Raw genomic sequence first — 16,694 nt, 5'->3', positions numbered from 1 at the left:
TAGTTCCATGTATAAAAGTTCATTAAAAAATGAAAAATAAGGAAAAACAGATGAGGTGAGGAAATGGGTTTATTTAACTCTATATCAGCCTGGAATGCTACAAGGTTAGAAAAACACCGAGCAAGTATGGAGGAAAAAGGCCTCTGTCCAGATTGTTACGGACGTGGATACAGCTCCTTCGTACCTACGGAATATCATTTTTCCGATATACACGACTGTCCCGGCTGTAATGGCACCGGAGTTTACTCTGATTGGGCAGCCATGAACGGGCAGCAAATGTAATCGCATTCAGTGCCAAATTTCAAATGACTAAAAAGGACCCCCTGTTAAACAGGGGGTTCTTCTATTTTCTTCACCATATAGCGAAATTCATGGGAGCTAATCGAAATGGTCTTCATTTCCCTATATCCTAATCTGCTATAGAGACGATTCGCCGCTTCATTTTCATTTTCAACGACTAAAGAAATTCTTGGATATCCCTTCTGTTTAGCGTACCCCTCTACATATTGAATCAGTGCACTACCAATTCCTTTTCCTTGAAAATTCGGGTCAACGGACACAGTATCCAAATAAAAGTCCCTCATTTCCGCTTCCTTATCGAGCGTAACGCTAGGGTCTTTCATTTTCATCCTTAATTGTTTCACTATCGGTTCATCCAAACTTTCGGCATCCTTGCCATGGTAAGCAATGATCAATCCAGATACTTGTCCATCATGTTCACTGACAAGGGTATTTTCATAACTGATCCGATTCCCGCTTTTCCTGAACAAATCAGCAAGAACGGAAAGTATTCTTTCTTCTTCCGTTTCGCCTGTCAAAACTTCTGCAATTTCCTTAATCGCTAACCGGGTCAATACGGCTGCCTTGTCCGCATCTTCCGGTGTCGCTTTCCTGATATACATGTTTGCAATTCTCCTTGCTTTATTAAACTGAAAAGGCCACCAGATTCAGCGGCCCTTTCACCCTATTTATTTGCCGGATCGTCCGGCAGTATTCCTTGCGGGATGAATACATCAAAATGGCGGTACTGATTTACGAATTCAGCTGGGGCCATCCCGCCAAATTCCCCATCCAAATTAAGCATCATGTCCTTTTTGGCATGTACTTTAATTCGGTTGGCTTTTTCATAAATGACATTCTTATCATGGATATGCTCACCGCGCATTGCCAATGTAGCGACACGGACAATATCTGCGAGGTTTGCCTTTTTCAAAATAAGCAACGTGAACATCCCATCATTCAAAGAGGCGTCAGGAGCCAGTTTCTCGAAGCCGCCTACCGAATTTGTGTTAGCCACCAAGAAAAGCATGATCTCTCCTTCAAAAATCTTTCCATCATATTCAATAGAAACTTCCGTCGGCTTAATTGAAGGAAGCATTTCAATTCCTTTAATATAGTAGGCTAGCTGACCAAGCATGGTTTTCAGCTTGATCGGCACGTCGTAGGTCAATTCGGTCAATCTGCCTCCGCCAGCAATATTGATGAAATACTTATCATTCATTTTTCCAATATCGACTGGCATCGTATGCCCACCGGCAATAATTTCCGCCGCCCCTTCGATCGTCTTCGGTAAATGCAGCGCCCGCGCGAAATCATTAGTCGTTCCCGTCGGAATGATTCCTAGTTTCGGACGTTTCTCTGCAGTGGCCAGTCCATTAACAACCTCATAAATCGTACCGTCGCCCCCTGCTGCAATAACTATATCATAGCCGCGTTCAATCGCTATCTTAGCCGCTTTCGTCGCATCCCCAGCGCCGGTCGTCGCATGTGCAGAAGCTTCATAACCAGCTTCTTCAAGTTTTGCTAGCACACCTGGCAGGCTTCTCTTAATGGCTTCCCGGCCCGAAGTCGGGTTGTAAATCAACCTTGCTCTTTTCATTTCCCATCATCCTTATACATATTGATTCCATAATTTACATCTTAATCCTTCGTTACATGAAAAGCAATATTCGAAAAAAAGAGGACCGTATTTCGGTCCGTATCTTTTGCATTTTACCAGAAATCGTATCAGGGAAATTATAATGCTTTTTACAATTTTATTCTAGTAAATGATTTCATGGATATTGAACATTCACATTAAATGTATCGGTAACCGTTAAAGTATGTTTCCCTTTACCCATATTGAATAACCCATTCTTCTTTACAATGCCTTCTTCACTTGTTTCTTCTTTCACTTCAGTCATCTTCCAGCCATTCTTTGGACCCTCAAATTCCTCGACCCCTCTAGCATCTATCTTGATATCACTATTATCCTGAAGGAATACACTTAGATTTCCGCTATCCTTCACACTCCAGTCATTCAAGAGTTTTCTAGGCTTCAAGACAAGATCGGTACTTTGTCCGTCTATCTCCACTGCCAACTCAGCAGGGATTATAAGAGTTGCCTTAAGATTCTTTGCACCACTGTCCAAAAGTCCATTTTGACTCGGCAAATCCTTGAAGCTAATATAAAGCGTATCACCACTTCTCTCAACGAGTAAATAATCTTCCGCCTTCTTCAACAACGTATCAGCATCTTTCATTACCCGCTCACCATATGTTCCAAAAACGGAAACTTTTCCGTCATTTCCACTTTCAATAGTCAATGGGTATGTACCAGAGTCCAGGACAACTCTCTGTATGCCTTTCCCTGCGTTTTGATTGAAACCAGGCAAATTGACCGTTTTCTCTTCACTATTCACGGCAGCCCTGACTTGATCCATCAATCCGCTTGATGTTAGCAGAATTAAAACTATTCCCGTCGTTCCAAGCAATCCCACGAAAAGAATGCTAAGAATATCATACTTTACAAAAGAACTTTCTTTTCTCGAAAAATAAATATAGAGTAGAATCTCTCCACCCAAGATAATGAACAGCAACGGCCACCATGATAGCAGAATCGTCGTCAAATTCATATCCGCAATTTGAGAAACCAGTAAAACCAAACCCAAACCAACCAGGGAGATCCCCATTGAAATCGTTCCGACTCTCCATGTTCTCATTTTGTCTCCTCCTTGGCTCTCCCTTTTTTACTTCCCGACAGCAATTTGATTCCCCCGCCTATAAGAAGGATACATACAAGCCCTTTTTGAAAATAATCTCTAAACCAGTATTCCAAGTTGCTTCCAATCCATTCATCTAAATGAGGGGCAATGGCCGGGACGATTATATTACTGGCCAAGAAGTAGATTCCAAGTCCCACCAACCCCAATCCTACCCATTTTTGATGATTGACCATTCCAGAAATGATGGGCGTATCTTCTACTGGACCCTCTTCCATTTTTGAGGCTTTTTGCAATCCATCAAAAAAACTATAAAACCAGATAATCGGAATAAGGAAAAAGAAGAAGCCTAACCGGAGTAAATCCAGTATATAAATGGCGAATAAAAAGCCGGCCATCAATTGTATCCCACGTTTTTGCAGCCCCAAATATAAGTGACCTGCACCAGGGAAAATAGCGAATAAAGTCGCGACCGATTTACTCTTCTTCCCGGATTCCCGCCTCTCCTCGAAATCTTCCAAAACGGTCCGATCGATAAGCTCCTCACCCCTTTGCTTTTTATTCAGCTGTTGAACAGAATCAAAAAAGCTGTAAATCCAGATAACAGGCAATAGTGCCATGAAAATTAACAGACCTTCCATTTGTGTCATCACACTGATAAATATCACCATGATGCCAAGGCCTAAAAAGCCTATGAGAAAAATAAGTCCACGATTCATGAGGCCCAGCTGAAAATGCCCTAATCCAGGAACGAATGATAGGATGATTACATAAAATCTTTCCGTTTCCGGCTGATCTGCCATTCCCCCTACATCCTCTTCACTTTTAGGGTTCCTCAGTGAGGTGACCACCAGATCAAATATACTGATGAAATAAAACACCATTCCAATAATGGAAAAAGCCAGAAACGCATCCGATTGACTGATCAACGAAAGAAGAAGACCACCAAGCCCCAATCCAGCCGTGGCAAGAAAATAAAATAACCCTTTATATTTCTTTCCTAGGTAAAAATGTCCGAAACCTGGCAGAAAAGATAATAAAAAAGCTAAAACCGGACTTTTATTCATTTCTAAACCCCTCCTTATTTTTCTTTTCGATAGTTTCCATCCAATTAAATGTTTTATCAATAAGTCCCTCGGTTAAGGACTGCGTTTCCTTTTCACTGCTTGATTCCACAGAATCCATGTATTCTGTCAATGATTGAAATACTCCGCCTGCCATCAATAAGATCGTAAACCCGGCAGCAATCAGGTAATGTCTTGTTATCGTCCGAAGTGATTTCTCTTTTCGGTGTTGCTTTTCCCCTTCAACAGAGCCAACTTTCAATCGGCTAATCGAGTCCATGACAGGACCTGCAATATCAATATCAAATCCTTCAATGCCCTGACTGATTTCTTCTATTTCCATCGCTTCCATATAGGCGGACAAACACTTGTCACAGGAGTATAGATGATTTTCATATTCAATTTTTAGAGCCTCTGGTATTTCATCTGCCAAATATGCAACCCATTCTGCTTCAGGAACATGATTCATGAAAAATCCTCCTCTTTCCAATGTTTTCTCATCCAATTTCTTGCCCGATATAGCTTTACCTCCACAGATTTCACTTGAATCTGCTGTTCCTCTGCAATTTGCTTGAATGTCTTTTCCTTTATGTAATAGCTATATACAACATCCCGATATCCCTCTGGAATGTCATTCAGCTTCCGTAATACTTGCTTTCGCCTTTCATTCCGAAAGAATACGGCCTCGGCATCATCCGTTAAGCCCAAATTAGCTTCCGATGAATGTTCTTCCTGCAAATCTTCCTTTTGACGTTCCCTCTTTCTCTTTAGATCGATAGCATGATTGACCGCAATTCGGGTAATCCAGGTTTTGAAGCCTTGGTTCTTATATTGAGGAAGAGAGGTGTAGATTTTGATAAAGACTTCCTGGGTAACATCTTCTGCATCCTTTTGATTCCGCAAGACGGAATAGACAGTCCTATAAATCGTCTGTTTATATGTTTCAATCAACATTCGGAATGCATGCTCATTCCCAGCCCTTACCTTTTCAACTAACTCATCCGTCACTTCTCTTCCTCCTTTCCTTTAATCATTCATGTAATAGACGCACAAAAAGGAGTTACCCCTACAGATAACTCAAAAAAAAATCAAAAATATTTTTCCGCCTTTTCACGGTAACTCTTTTCTTAATCAAGAGAAAACCGTACCACTTTAAAAGTGATACGGTCAATATTAACGTTTATTGATTTCTTCCACCAAAATTTTATTAACAAGCTGTGGATTGGCCTGTCCTTTTGTCGCTTTCATGATCTGTCCGACAAGGAAGCCGATTGCTTTTTGTTTACCGGCCTTAAAATCTTCAATTGATTGCGGGTTATTATTCAAAGCTTCTTCAACGGCTGTAAGCAATGCGCCTTCATCGGAAATTTGGACTAGTCCCTTCTCCTTGACGATCGTTTCAGCATCCCCGCCGTTTTCAATCAATTCTTTGAAAACTTTTTTCGCGATTTTAGAAGAAATCGTGCCATCTTCAATCAGCTTGATCATTCCAGCCAACGATTCGGCAGTCAATTTGACATCATGCAGCTCTTTTCCTTCTGCATTCAAGAAAGCAGAAACCTCACCCATGATCCAGTTTGATGCTAGTTTCGCATCCGCGCCTGAAGCAACTGTCGCTTCAAAGAAATCGGCACTTTCTTTCGTTACCGTCAAAACGGCTGCATCATATTCAGGTAAGCCGAATTCTTCGACATAGCGTTTTTTTCGGGCATCCGGAAGTTCCGGAATCTCGGCAGCAATACGTGCTTTCCATTCTTCATCGATATGGATTGTCAATAAGTCCGGTTCCGGGAAGTAACGATAATCATCGGAGCCTTCCTTAATTCGCATTAGTACCGTTCTGCCTGTAGCTTCATCGAACCGGCGTGTTTCCTGTTCGATTATGCCGCCTTCATTCAAGATTTCCGCTTGGCGGATTTCTTCATGCTCCAATCCTTTGCGGACAAAGTTGAATGAGTTCAAGTTTTTCAATTCGGTTTTCGTACCGAATTCCTTTTGCCCGATAGGTTTCAAGGAAATGTTTGCATCACAGCGAAGTGAGCCTTCTTCCATTTTACAATCGGAAACTCCTGTGTATTGAATGATCGATTTCAACTTTTCCAGATAAGCATAAGCTTCTTCCGGGGAAGTGATATCCGGTTCAGATACGATTTCAACAAGTGGCGTACCTTGGCGGTTATAATCACAAAGTGAATAGTTCCCTTTATGTGTCAGCTTTCCAGCATCCTCTTCCATATGAATCCGGGTAATGCCAATTTTCTTTTTCTTGCCGCCCACTTCGATCTCAATCCAGCCATGCTCACCGATCGGCTGATCGAACTGTGAAATTTGGTATGCTTTAGGATTGTCCGGGTAAAAATAGTTTTTCCGGTCGAATTTCGTAATTTCCGCCACTTCGCAATTCAAGGCAATTGCAGCCTTCATTGCAAAATCAACAGCCTTTTTATTGACGACAGGCAATACACCTGGGTAGCCTAGGTCGATTACAGTCGTGTTACTATTTGGAGCCGCACCAAAATGGTTTGGGCTCGCCGAGAAAATTTTAGAATCCGTTTTTAATTCTACGTGTACTTCTAGACCAATCACCGTTTCAAAGTCCATTTTTTTCACCCCTTACAGCTTAGGAAATTGTTTATGAAAATCTGTTGCTTGCTCAAATGCGTGAGCCGCTCGGTAAATCGTGCTTTCATCAAAATGCTTTCCAATCATTTGCAGTCCAAGCGGAAGGCCATTCGCTGCGAATCCACACGGCACGGATATACCCGGTACACCAGCAAGATTGACTGGAATCGTCAAGATATCATTGGCATACATCGTTAATGGATCGTCGACCTTCTCACCAATTTTAAATGCAGGCGTAGGTGTAGTCGGCCCAACGATGACATCGTATTTTTCAAAGACATCTTCAAAGTCTTTTTTGATTAACGTACGTACTTTTTGAGCCTTTTTATAATAAGCATCATAATAACCGGAACTTAAGGAGAACGTTCCAAGCATGATACGGCGCTTCACTTCGTCACCGAATCCTTCTGCACGGGTTTGCTTATACATTTCTATAAGAGTTTCTGCATTATCGGTACGATGCCCGAAACGCACTCCGTCAAAACGTGAAAGGTTAGCCGAAGCTTCAGATGAAGAAAGCAAATAATAGGCAGCTAAGGCATATTTGGAATGCGGCAAGGATACCTCTTCCCACTCAGCTCCAAGCCCCTCTAATACTTTTAACGCTTCAATTACGGAATTACGTGCTTCTTCGCCAACGCCTTCACCAAGATATTCTTTAGGTACGGCTATTTTCAATCCTCTAACATCGCCTGTTAATGAATTCACAAAACTCGGCACGTCAACATTAGCAGAGGTCGAATCCATTGGATCTACACCTGAAATCGCTTCAAGCAAATAAGCGTTATCTTCAACCGTTCTTGTGACAGGTCCAATTTGGTCCAATGAAGACGCAAAAGCTACAAGTCCGAATCGGGAAACCCGTCCATATGTAGGTTTTAAGCCGACAACTCCACAATATGCAGCTGGTTGGCGGATCGAACCACCCGTATCGGAACCTAAAGAGAATAGGACTTCACCGGAAGCGACAGATGCAGCTGAACCACCCGAAGAACCTCCTGGGACATATTCCGTGTTCCATGGGTTGCGTGTAGCTTGAAATGCGGAGTTCTCATTAGAGGAACCCATCGCAAACTCATCCATATTCAATTTTCCGATCGTAACCGTTTCTGCCTTTTGTAGTTTTTGAACGACGGTTGCATCATAGATTGGATCAAAGTTCTCCAAAATTTTGCTCGCACAAGTCGTACGCAAATTTTTAGTGACAATATTATCCTTCACTCCGATTGGCATACCAAATAAAGGGCCTTCGTTCTCGCCTTTTACCAATTGATCATCCAATCGTTTTGCTTGACTGCGGGCGTTTTCTTCATCTAGTGTCAAAAATGCCTTCACCTTGTCCTCTACCTGTCCGATCCGCTTATACGATTCGTTAACAAGATCAGTGACACTTATCTCTTTCTTATGTAAGCGTTCATGAAGCTCAGAAACTTTTTGTTCGAACAACGACATCATTGTCCCTCCTTATTCAATTATAGATGGTACACGGATATATCCTTCTTTGCTATCCGGTGCATTTTTAACTACTTCTTCTACTGGCAATCCCGGTTTTGCGACATCTTCGCGCATAACATTCTTCATATCCAAAACGTGAGAAGTCGGGTTTACTTGATCCGTATCAAGCTCATTCAACTGCTCCGCGAATGAAATCATTTGGTCAAGCTGATGCTGAAACTGTTGTGCTTCTTCTTCCGTAATGGCCAAACGAGCCAAATGGGCAACGTGTTTAACTTGTTCCATAGAAATACGTGACATTCTCTTCACCTCCGAAAAAATATCCAAATCGACTGAATTTCGCCGCTTTTCTCCATATAATCATCGTTTAAATCATATCAAACTATTGCACAGTAAAGCAACAAGAGATACAATGTCGAAAATCAATTATTTCATAAGGAAAAAGAGATATTTTCCGGGAAATATGGGAAAGTTGCCGGAATTTCCGGGGAAATGACAATTAGGCCTGTAAAATTCGACAAATGTTCCCTCTAAAGTGCATTTGTTCCCTGAGATGGAAGGGTTTACTTCCTATATATATTTTCATTCCTGGTTAGAGGTTATTTTGAAATTCACAAAAAACAGATCCGAATTTTAAGCGGGTTGCAAAAAAGATGAAGCTGTTAAGCTTCATCTTTTTTCATTCGTATATATGCACGGTTGGTTCGTCTTGATTTGCTTCACGGACTATGAGCGCTTCAGGTCCATTTACAGAGGTAATGGATACCTGTATGGCAATGTAGTTCGGGAACCGTTCCATTACAAGCCCGGCAACATATTGGGTAAAGCCGATCGCTTCCGAGTTCCCATAAAATTGAATCGGGATATCGATGTTCAAACTTTGCAATTGATCATCCATATAGAACGCCCTGCCGATGACTCCGTTAAAGTTAGGGAAGTACTCTTCGACATCTTCTTTAAAGTTCGTGAAGGTATTGACGTCATCACGGTATTTTTTTTCAGCACTAGCAGAAGGAAATAGGAAATACTCTTCATTCAAGTTCGTCCATTTTCCAATATTGTCAGAGCCTTTATCAATATTTGTATAGGAAATGAAATTCCCAGGAACTACCGAGGATTTTTCATTTTGCTCGAATAAGGCAATCGTAATCGGAACATTTTTCAGCTTGTCCATTTTACGCAGCCTTTTTAAGACTTCTGCAGCAATTTTCTCCCCTTCTTGCTTCAGCTTTTTACTATCTATTTTATTTTCATAGGTGGCACCGAATGCCTCTTTTTGATAGTAATGCACTGAATTCAAAGCAAGACCTATGACAACCCCGCCAAGGCTCACTGAATTATCCTTTGTTTTGACCAAGTAATTATGTTCTAAAATATGAGCAAGATAAATCGGGTTTTCTTCATTCCGCTTATCAATGTCTCCTTTACCTGGATCAACCGGATTCAGGCCAAGGTTCTCTGAGGCCTTCATCTTCTTTTCTTTCAACTGACTATCGGTATATTTTCTGTTCAGCCAGGAAGATATCGTGGAACTATCCAGCATTTGCCCTTCTTGAAACAGGTAATCTTCCGGGTCGAATTGGGTTTGGGCCAACCGCATCAATCCATTTTCGAATTCTTCAATGTCATATCGGGTATTTAGATTGGATACGACCAAACCGCGTGCTTTTGATGGTTCAAACGGTAGGATTGTTTGATAGTATTCTTCCGAAATTTTATACTTCGGAATAATTGCCGTTTCTTTTTTGTCTTTGGAGTCTTGAACTACCTCTTGCTTATCCTCAAAACTAGGCGCACATCCAGCAAGAAGCAGTATAAGAATCATCCCCAAAATAGAGTGTTTCCTCATAGCTACACCTCTTAATTATTTAGTTCCTCAATCAGTCTCTCTTCATCCCATACCATGACGCCTAGGCTTTCCGCTTTTTCCAGTTTGGAACCGGCATCTTCGCCAGCTATGACCAAATCGGTTTTCTTGCTGACACTTCCAGCAACGTTGGCTCCTAGCGCCTCTAATTTCTCTTTTGCTTCGTTACGCGTTAACTGATACAATTTCCCCGTTAAAACGACTGTTTTACCGGCAAAAAAGGAATCGATTTCTTCAATGGCAACAGCTCTTGGGCCTTTAAATGTAAGGTTCACACCGGCTGCTTCCAATTCATTGAGTAACGCATGGACTTCTTCCAATTCAAAATAGGCTACGATGGAATCGGCCATCTTATCACCTATTTCATTAATGGCCGTTAGGTCTTCACGGCTCGCCTTGCTCAAGGCTTCCATCGTCCCGAACTCACGTGCTAGTGTCTTGGCCGCTTTTGAACCAACATGGCGAATGCCCAGTCCGAATAGTAATTTTTCCAACGAATTGGTTTTCGAAGCCTCGATTGCTTGAAGGAGCTTATTGACGGATTTATCCCCCATCCTTTCCAAAGCAATCAGTTGATCGTATGTAAGCTTATAAATATCAGCCACATCTTGTATGAGTTGTTCTTTAAACAACAAGCTAATCACTTTTTCACCAAGACTGTCTATATTCATTGCTGTACGGGAAACAAAGTGAATCAAGCCTTCCCTTATTTGTGCAGGACACTTCGGGTTGATGCAGCGTAAAGCAACCTCTCCCTCAAGCCGGACAAGTTCACTGCTGCATTCCGGGCACTCAGCCGGCATCTTAAACTCGACTTCTTCCCCTGTACGGCGCTCTGCCAGTACATTGACCACCTCTGGAATGATATCACCCGCTTTTTTCACAACCACTTGATCTCCGATTCTGATGTCCTTTTCACGGATTAAGTCTTCGTTATGAAGTGAAGCTCGCTGCACAGTCGTACCTGCTACCCGAACGGGATCCAAAACGGCGGTCGGAGTCAATACACCCGTACGGCCCACATTCAGCTCGATATCCCTTAGGGTTGTAATGACTTCTTCAGCTGGGAATTTATACGCAATGGCCCATCGCGGACTTTTTGCAGTAAAACCTAATTCATCCTGCTGTTCAAGGGAATCCACCTTAACGACAATTCCATCAATATCATAGGCTAAGTTTGGACGTTGCTCCGTCCATTCTACTATATAAGCTATTACTTCCTCTATATTGGAGCATGTTTTTCTTTCCCGATTCGTCTTAAACCCGAGGCGATCCAATAAATCCAGACCCTCACTGTGGGAACGGACTCCTGTTTCCCCAAAATTGGCAATCGCATAAAGGAAAATATCCAAGTTCCGTTTTGCAGCGAGTTTTGGGTCAAGCTGCCTTAACGAACCGGCAGCCGCATTTCGTGGGTTTGCAAATGGTTCCTCACCACGTTCATTTTTTGCCTTGTTCAATGATTCGAATGATTTTTTTGGCATGAAGGCCTCACCGCGCACTTCTATGGCAACCGGCTCCCGCAACTTCAATGGAATCGACTTGATCGTTTTCAAATTAGCGGTAATATCTTCACCGATCGTTCCATCTCCACGAGTTGCCCCTCTTACGAAAAATCCATTCTCATATTGAAGAGTGACGGCAAGTCCATCAATTTTCAATTCACATACATAGGAAAAATCGTCACCTACGGATTGTCTGACCTTTCTGTCAAAATCCCGTAAGTCACCTTCATTGAAGGCATTGCCTAAACTAAGCATCGGTGTGGTATGCTCTACTTTTTCAAACATATCCAAAATGGCGCCACCGACCCGTTGTGTCGGTGAGTCCGCCGTTTGCAGTTCCGGAAATTTCTCCTCATACTCAATCAGTTCACGGAGTAGCCGATCATATTCAGCATCAGGTACTGATGGCTGGTCCAGTACATAATATTCATAGCTGTATTGGTTCAATAACGTTTGCAGTTCTAGAACTTTCTTCTCTGCAGCTTGTAAGTCCATACGTTCAATCCTTTCTAAAGAAGACTCCACCGCACTTCTTTTAGAAGAGCGGTGTCTAAAGTCAGATATCCCTATTCTTTACCAGTAGAAGCATATTAATAGCTTATGCTTTTTCAACTGGTGCAAATTTCGCCAATAGGCGTTTGATGCCAATTGGACTTGGGAAGGCTATATCCAGTTCCTTGCCTTCGCCTTCCCCTTTTACGCTCACCACGGTTCCTATACCCCATTTTTTATGGGATGCACGGTCGCCGACAGCCCAGCCGATTTCTTCTCCGCCCGTTGCGGATGGTGCAGAAACAGCTCTTCCAAAGGCAGGCACTTTTCTTGTTGAAGCTGTTGAAGGAGATCCGGTTCTTGAAGAACTGAAAGGTGTTTGCCTTGCTCTAGGAGCCGGTTTCGGTTTTAAATCTTCAAGTAGTTCCTCTGGTATTTCATTAATGAAACGTGAAACAGGATTCATGCTAGTCCGTCCATACAATGTCCGCATTTGGGCATTGCTTATGAATAGCTCATTTTCAGCCCTTGTAATTCCCACATAAGCCAGACGGCGTTCTTCTTCCATCTCCTCTTCATCCATAAGCGAGCGGCTGTGAGGGAAAACCCCTTCTTCAAGGCCCAATAGAAAGACCACCGGATATTCAAGTCCCTTCGCTGAATGCAGTGTCATCAACGTTACCGTATTTGTAGCTTCTTCGGAATTCTCATCAAGTTGGTCTATATCGGCAACCAACGCCAGGTCAGTCAAAAAGCCCACCAATGATTTGTCCTCGCTGTTATCTTCGAATGCTTTCGTAACAGATAAAAACTCATCTATATTTTCAAGCCGGCTTTGTGATTCAATCGTTTTTTCTGCCTGCAGCATCTCACGGTAACCGGTTTTCTTAATGACTTCCTCCACAAGTTCCGTCACGGATAAATATTCCTGCTGATTTGTATAGTTAGTGATCAGCGTATGGAATTCCCTTGCCGCTTTGGTAGCCTTCCCGCTTATCCCTACCATTTCAACGGATTCGAGTGCTTTATAGATGGAAACATCATATTGATCTGCATAATCTGCCACTTTGTCCATTGAAGTTGCACCAATTCCGCGTTTTGGTACATTGATTACACGGCGGAGACTGATGTCATCATCAGGATTCGCAATAAGGCGAAGATAGGCAAGTAAATCCTTAATCTCTTTACGGTCATAGAACTTGGTGCCCCCGACTATTGCATAATTTATATTGGATTTAAGCAGAACTTCCTCCATGACACGTGATTGTGCATTTGTCCTGTAAAGTATTGCTATATCTGAATATTTCCTGCTTCCGGCCTGCACTAACTCATTTATCTTACCGGCTACAAATTGCGCTTCCCCTTGTTCATTGTCCGCACGGTAATAGAATATCTTATTGCCATCAGCATTCTCGGTCCAAAGATTTTTCGGCTTCCGGTTTTGATTGTTATCGATGACCTTATTCGCCGCTTCAAGAATCTTTTTCGTCGAGCGGTAATTCTGTTCAAGGAAAATCATGTTGGCATTCGGGTAATCTTTTTCAAATGAAAGGATATTCGCAATATCCGCACCGCGCCAACGATAGATCGATTGATCGGAATCCCCGACAACACAGAGATTACGGAAGCGTGAAGCCAATAGTTTAACAAGCATGTATTGAGCCCTGTTCGTATCTTGGTACTCGTCAACATGAATGTATTGAAATTTACGCTGATAATATTCAAGCACCTCAGGTACGAGCTGGAACAATTGAATCGTCATCATGATCAAATCATCGAAATCGAGCGCTGAATTTTTACGCAGCCGTTTTTGATATTCCATATATACATCGGCAGTTACTTTAGTGAAGTAATCAGATGCCGTCTTCAGGTACTCTTCCGGCCCGACCAATTCATTTTTCGCTGAACTGATGCTACCCAAAATGGCACGGTAATCATATTTCTTTGTATCCATATTACGATCTTTCATGATTTGTTTTATGACCGATTGCTGATCCGTTGTATCCAATATCGAGAAGTTCCTATTAAATCCGATACGGTCAATATCTCTTCGTAAAATTCGGACACACATCGAGTGGAAAGTCGAAATCCAGATATCTTCGGATGCACCGCCTAGTATGGCACGTATCCTCTCCTTCATCTCACGTGCCGCCTTGTTGGTGAACGTGATTGCAAGGATGTTCCAAGGCGCTATTTCCTTCTCGACCATCAAGTAAGCTATTCGGTGAGTCAGCACACGCGTCTTTCCACTTCCTGCCCCAGCCATGATTAAAAGTGGGCCATCAGTTGATTTCACTGCTTTTTGTTGCTGTTCATTCAAACCTATTAGTAATTTTTCCGCTAAATATTGCATTATCACACCACCTATACGAACATTCGTTTCTGTTTTAGTATACTATATTTATTACATGTTTTCATTTAACTGCCGAAACTGTTGCAAGTGCCACTTTTAAATCTTCATAAATCACATTGCCGACAACGATGACATCCGCAATCTTAGACATCTCTTTGGCTTGTTCAACCGATTTTATCCCACCGCCATAGAATAGTATCGTATCCTCCAAACTCTCTTTGGCCGCTTCCACCATCTGGACATCGCCGTAATCACCACTGTATTCCAAATAAAAAATCGGCAGGTTGAACATTTTTTCCGCCATCATCGCGTATGCACCCACATCATCCATATCCAAATCGGTATTGGCTTTCGTCAATTCGGCCGCCTTGCACTCAGGATTCAGGATACAGTACCCTTCAACGAAAATTTCATCCCAATTCAAAAGGTATCCGTATTCCTTGACTGCTTGCTGATGCAATTTCATCATCCAATCAGGGTTGGTGCTATTCAGGACACTCGGAATGAAATATAAATCAAAACCTGGCGTCACCGTTTCTACAGAAGAAATTTCCATCACACATGGGACGGTATATCTTCTGACACGTGCCATTAAATGAAGCACATTCTCAAGCGTGATTCCATCCGTTCCCCCGACCATTATTGCATCGGTACCGGATTCACAAACTTTTTCAAGGGCTTCATCACTTATTTCTTTATTTGGATCGAGTTTGAAAACATGTTTCCACTCGCGAAAATCGTACATTATAATCCTCCATTCACACTTCCCATTACACCATTATAGCATTAAGATTTTTCATTAAAAAAGAGAAGTATCGATAAAATGTTATTACCAAATGGAACCTCTGAATCTAAAATCCAATATAACATGGATATGGCTGAAAGACAGCCGGCAAAGAAAGTGCTGGACTCAAAGTAAAAAGCCGGGAAATGAATTTCCCGGCTTTTTATTATAATCGAAAGAATTAAGATTCAGTTGTTTCCTCGACGTTATCCTTAATACGGTTAAGAGCCATGGAATAAGCGTCATTTCCGTAATTCAAGCAGCGTTTGACCCTGGAAATCGTAGCCGTACTTGCACCCGTTTCCGTTTCAATTTTATGATAGGTTTTCCCTTCTTCAAGCATGCGGGCTACTTCAAGACGCTGTGCCAGTGATGAAATTTCATTAACCGTGCATAAATCATCAAAAAATCGATAGCATTCGTCCAAATCACGCAAGGAAAGGATCGACTTAAACAGCTGATCCGTTTCTTTTCCTCTCAACTTATCAATTTGCATGTTACTCCCCCTCAATTTCATGGGTATCAAAATGAGACGTCTCCTACTAAACCAGGTTCATCCGGAATAATATTGACCCAAGTTTTCCCTGGAATCAACCCTACCTCTTTATCGTTTTTCACTGGTATAATCCGACCATCCTTATTAACCCATTCTACTTCATTCGCTTTTCCTTTTTGAAGTAAATAACCTTTTCCGCCACTTTTCAAGTCGATTTTTCGACGCCCTTTATCGTCGATCACTTGATGAGCAGCCTCAATGATCAATATATTATCCAGTAAAATAGGTTTACTCGATTTATGTTCGACTGTTTGCTCTCCATTCGAATAACGTTTATATTTCTCTTCCGTGGCTTCGTATTCATACTGAACATCATACTCGTCTGATCCGTAGGAAACCTCGGTTTTCAATGCCGGTTCCCCTTGAAGGCCAGCCGCCTCTTCCTTTGAAAGGAAGGCATAAGGCTCCGGTGCACCATTCAACTCATATCCCTTTTCCTTCGCACCTTTTTGGATATCCTCAAAGGTGGTGTAGGAATTATGCGGTGCTTTTCTATCTGCCGAACGTTGAAACAAAGTACCATCATAATATAATCCGTTCAAGTTATCAATATACCCTTTGTCCAGCATGGTTTTTGCCTCGGGGCTATTCCCATGACAGACATAGATGCAATCAAGGCCTTTAGCCAATTCGATATAATAGTCCCTTGCACTCCGAATTGGACCGATTTGGCTTGGCATTTCACTTTGGAAGATAGCTAAAAATCTGGTTATGTCACCTTCTGCAAGCATTTCGTAGACCATATCGGCTTCTGAGAGGCCCGATTGTGGGCGTGCTTCCGGATGATTATTAATCATCACTGCTGCAGCCCTTCGATCACTGCCTGTATCGGTGACTATACCTGTAAGTGGAAACTCATTGGAAGGTTCATTTTTCACATCTGTATTTTTGATGACAGCTTGGTCTTTCGGCTTACTGTCATCCGATGCAGGATCTTCTTTCGTAGAACAGCCTGCCAGCAGTAAAATAGCAATAACCATGAAAAGAACTCTCTTAAAATTCATCTTTCCACTCC

General features: G+C 42.2%; 16 protein-coding genes. 1 reads left to right on the top strand and 15 read right to left on the bottom strand.

The window, feature by feature from the left end; translation table 11 throughout:
• The first annotated feature begins 63 nt into the window (after positions 1-63).
• A complete protein-coding gene (locus tag JNUCC41_RS11245; RefSeq protein WP_076372766.1) occupies positions 64-282 on the top strand; it encodes a hypothetical protein in 219 nt (72 codons plus the stop codon).
• Between the two features lie 44 nt (positions 283-326).
• Here the strand turns inward: JNUCC41_RS11245 and JNUCC41_RS11240 are convergent, their stop codons facing one another.
• From JNUCC41_RS11240 to JNUCC41_RS11170, 15 genes are all read right to left on the bottom strand, one after another.
• Positions 327-902, bottom strand: a complete 576-nt coding sequence (locus JNUCC41_RS11240; RefSeq protein WP_192207645.1) for a GNAT family N-acetyltransferase — start codon at positions 900-902, stop codon at positions 327-329.
• Positions 903-964: 62 nt separating this feature from the next.
• Entirely contained in the window at positions 965-1,879 is a 915-nt protein-coding gene (locus tag JNUCC41_RS11235) for a diacylglycerol kinase (protein WP_192207644.1), read from the bottom strand.
• A 175-nt stretch (positions 1,880-2,054) separates the two neighbouring features.
• Entirely contained in the window at positions 2,055-2,981 is a 927-nt protein-coding gene (locus JNUCC41_RS11230) for a hypothetical protein (RefSeq protein WP_192207643.1), read from the bottom strand.
• Entirely contained in the window at positions 2,978-4,048 is a 1,071-nt protein-coding gene (locus JNUCC41_RS11225) for a hypothetical protein (protein WP_192207642.1), read from the bottom strand. Before JNUCC41_RS11225 ends, JNUCC41_RS11230 begins: the two co-directional genes overlap by 4 nt.
• A complete protein-coding gene (locus JNUCC41_RS11220) occupies positions 4,041-4,514 on the bottom strand; it encodes a hypothetical protein (RefSeq protein ID WP_192207641.1) in 474 nt (157 codons plus the stop codon). Before JNUCC41_RS11220 ends, JNUCC41_RS11225 begins: the two co-directional genes overlap by 8 nt.
• On the bottom strand, positions 4,511-5,053 hold the full coding sequence (locus JNUCC41_RS11215; RefSeq protein ID WP_228467597.1) for an RNA polymerase sigma factor: 543 nt from the start codon (positions 5,051-5,053) through the stop codon (positions 4,511-4,513). The genes JNUCC41_RS11220 and JNUCC41_RS11215 overlap by 4 nt, the downstream gene beginning before the upstream one ends.
• A gap of 165 nt (positions 5,054-5,218) precedes the next feature.
• Positions 5,219-6,646, bottom strand: coding sequence for an Asp-tRNA(Asn)/Glu-tRNA(Gln) amidotransferase subunit GatB (gatB, locus tag JNUCC41_RS11210; RefSeq protein WP_192207640.1), 1,428 nt, complete (start codon positions 6,644-6,646; stop codon positions 5,219-5,221).
• A 12-nt stretch (positions 6,647-6,658) separates the two neighbouring features.
• Positions 6,659-8,119 carry an Asp-tRNA(Asn)/Glu-tRNA(Gln) amidotransferase subunit GatA gene (gatA, locus tag JNUCC41_RS11205; protein ID WP_192207639.1) on the bottom strand — a complete coding sequence of 487 codons (1,461 nt, stop codon included), beginning with the start codon at positions 8,117-8,119 and terminating at the stop codon, positions 6,659-6,661.
• Positions 8,120-8,131: 12 nt separating this feature from the next.
• On the bottom strand, positions 8,132-8,422 hold the full coding sequence (gatC, locus tag JNUCC41_RS11200; protein WP_076372748.1) for an Asp-tRNA(Asn)/Glu-tRNA(Gln) amidotransferase subunit GatC: 291 nt from the start codon (positions 8,420-8,422) through the stop codon (positions 8,132-8,134).
• A 379-nt stretch (positions 8,423-8,801) separates the two neighbouring features.
• Positions 8,802-9,971 carry a CamS family sex pheromone protein gene (locus JNUCC41_RS11195; RefSeq protein ID WP_192207638.1) on the bottom strand — a complete coding sequence of 390 codons (1,170 nt, stop codon included), beginning with the start codon at positions 9,969-9,971 and terminating at the stop codon, positions 8,802-8,804.
• Between the two features lie 11 nt (positions 9,972-9,982).
• Positions 9,983-11,989 (bottom strand): NAD-dependent DNA ligase LigA, encoded by a 2,007-nt coding sequence (ligA, locus tag JNUCC41_RS11190; RefSeq protein WP_192207637.1) that lies wholly within the window; start codon positions 11,987-11,989, stop codon positions 9,983-9,985.
• 103 nt (positions 11,990-12,092) lie between these two features.
• Entirely contained in the window at positions 12,093-14,339 is a 2,247-nt protein-coding gene (gene pcrA, locus JNUCC41_RS11185; RefSeq protein ID WP_192207636.1) for a DNA helicase PcrA, read from the bottom strand.
• Between the two features lie 61 nt (positions 14,340-14,400).
• Complete coding sequence (locus JNUCC41_RS11180; RefSeq protein WP_192207635.1) at positions 14,401-15,084, bottom strand: heptaprenylglyceryl phosphate synthase; 684 nt, start codon at positions 15,082-15,084, stop codon at positions 14,401-14,403.
• 220 nt (positions 15,085-15,304) lie between these two features.
• On the bottom strand, positions 15,305-15,619 hold the full coding sequence (locus JNUCC41_RS11175) for a YerC/YecD family TrpR-related protein (protein ID WP_034306094.1): 315 nt from the start codon (positions 15,617-15,619) through the stop codon (positions 15,305-15,307).
• A gap of 26 nt (positions 15,620-15,645) precedes the next feature.
• Complete coding sequence (locus JNUCC41_RS11170; protein WP_192207634.1) at positions 15,646-16,683, bottom strand: DUF3048 domain-containing protein; 1,038 nt, start codon at positions 16,681-16,683, stop codon at positions 15,646-15,648.
• Positions 16,684-16,694: the final 11 nt, after the last annotated feature.

It is taken from the genome of Brevibacillus sp. JNUCC-41 (assembly GCF_014844095.1).
GTDB lineage: Bacteria > Bacillota > Bacilli > Bacillales > DSM-1321 > Peribacillus > Peribacillus aracenensis.
This window is presented reverse-complemented; position numbering and strand designations above follow the sequence as displayed.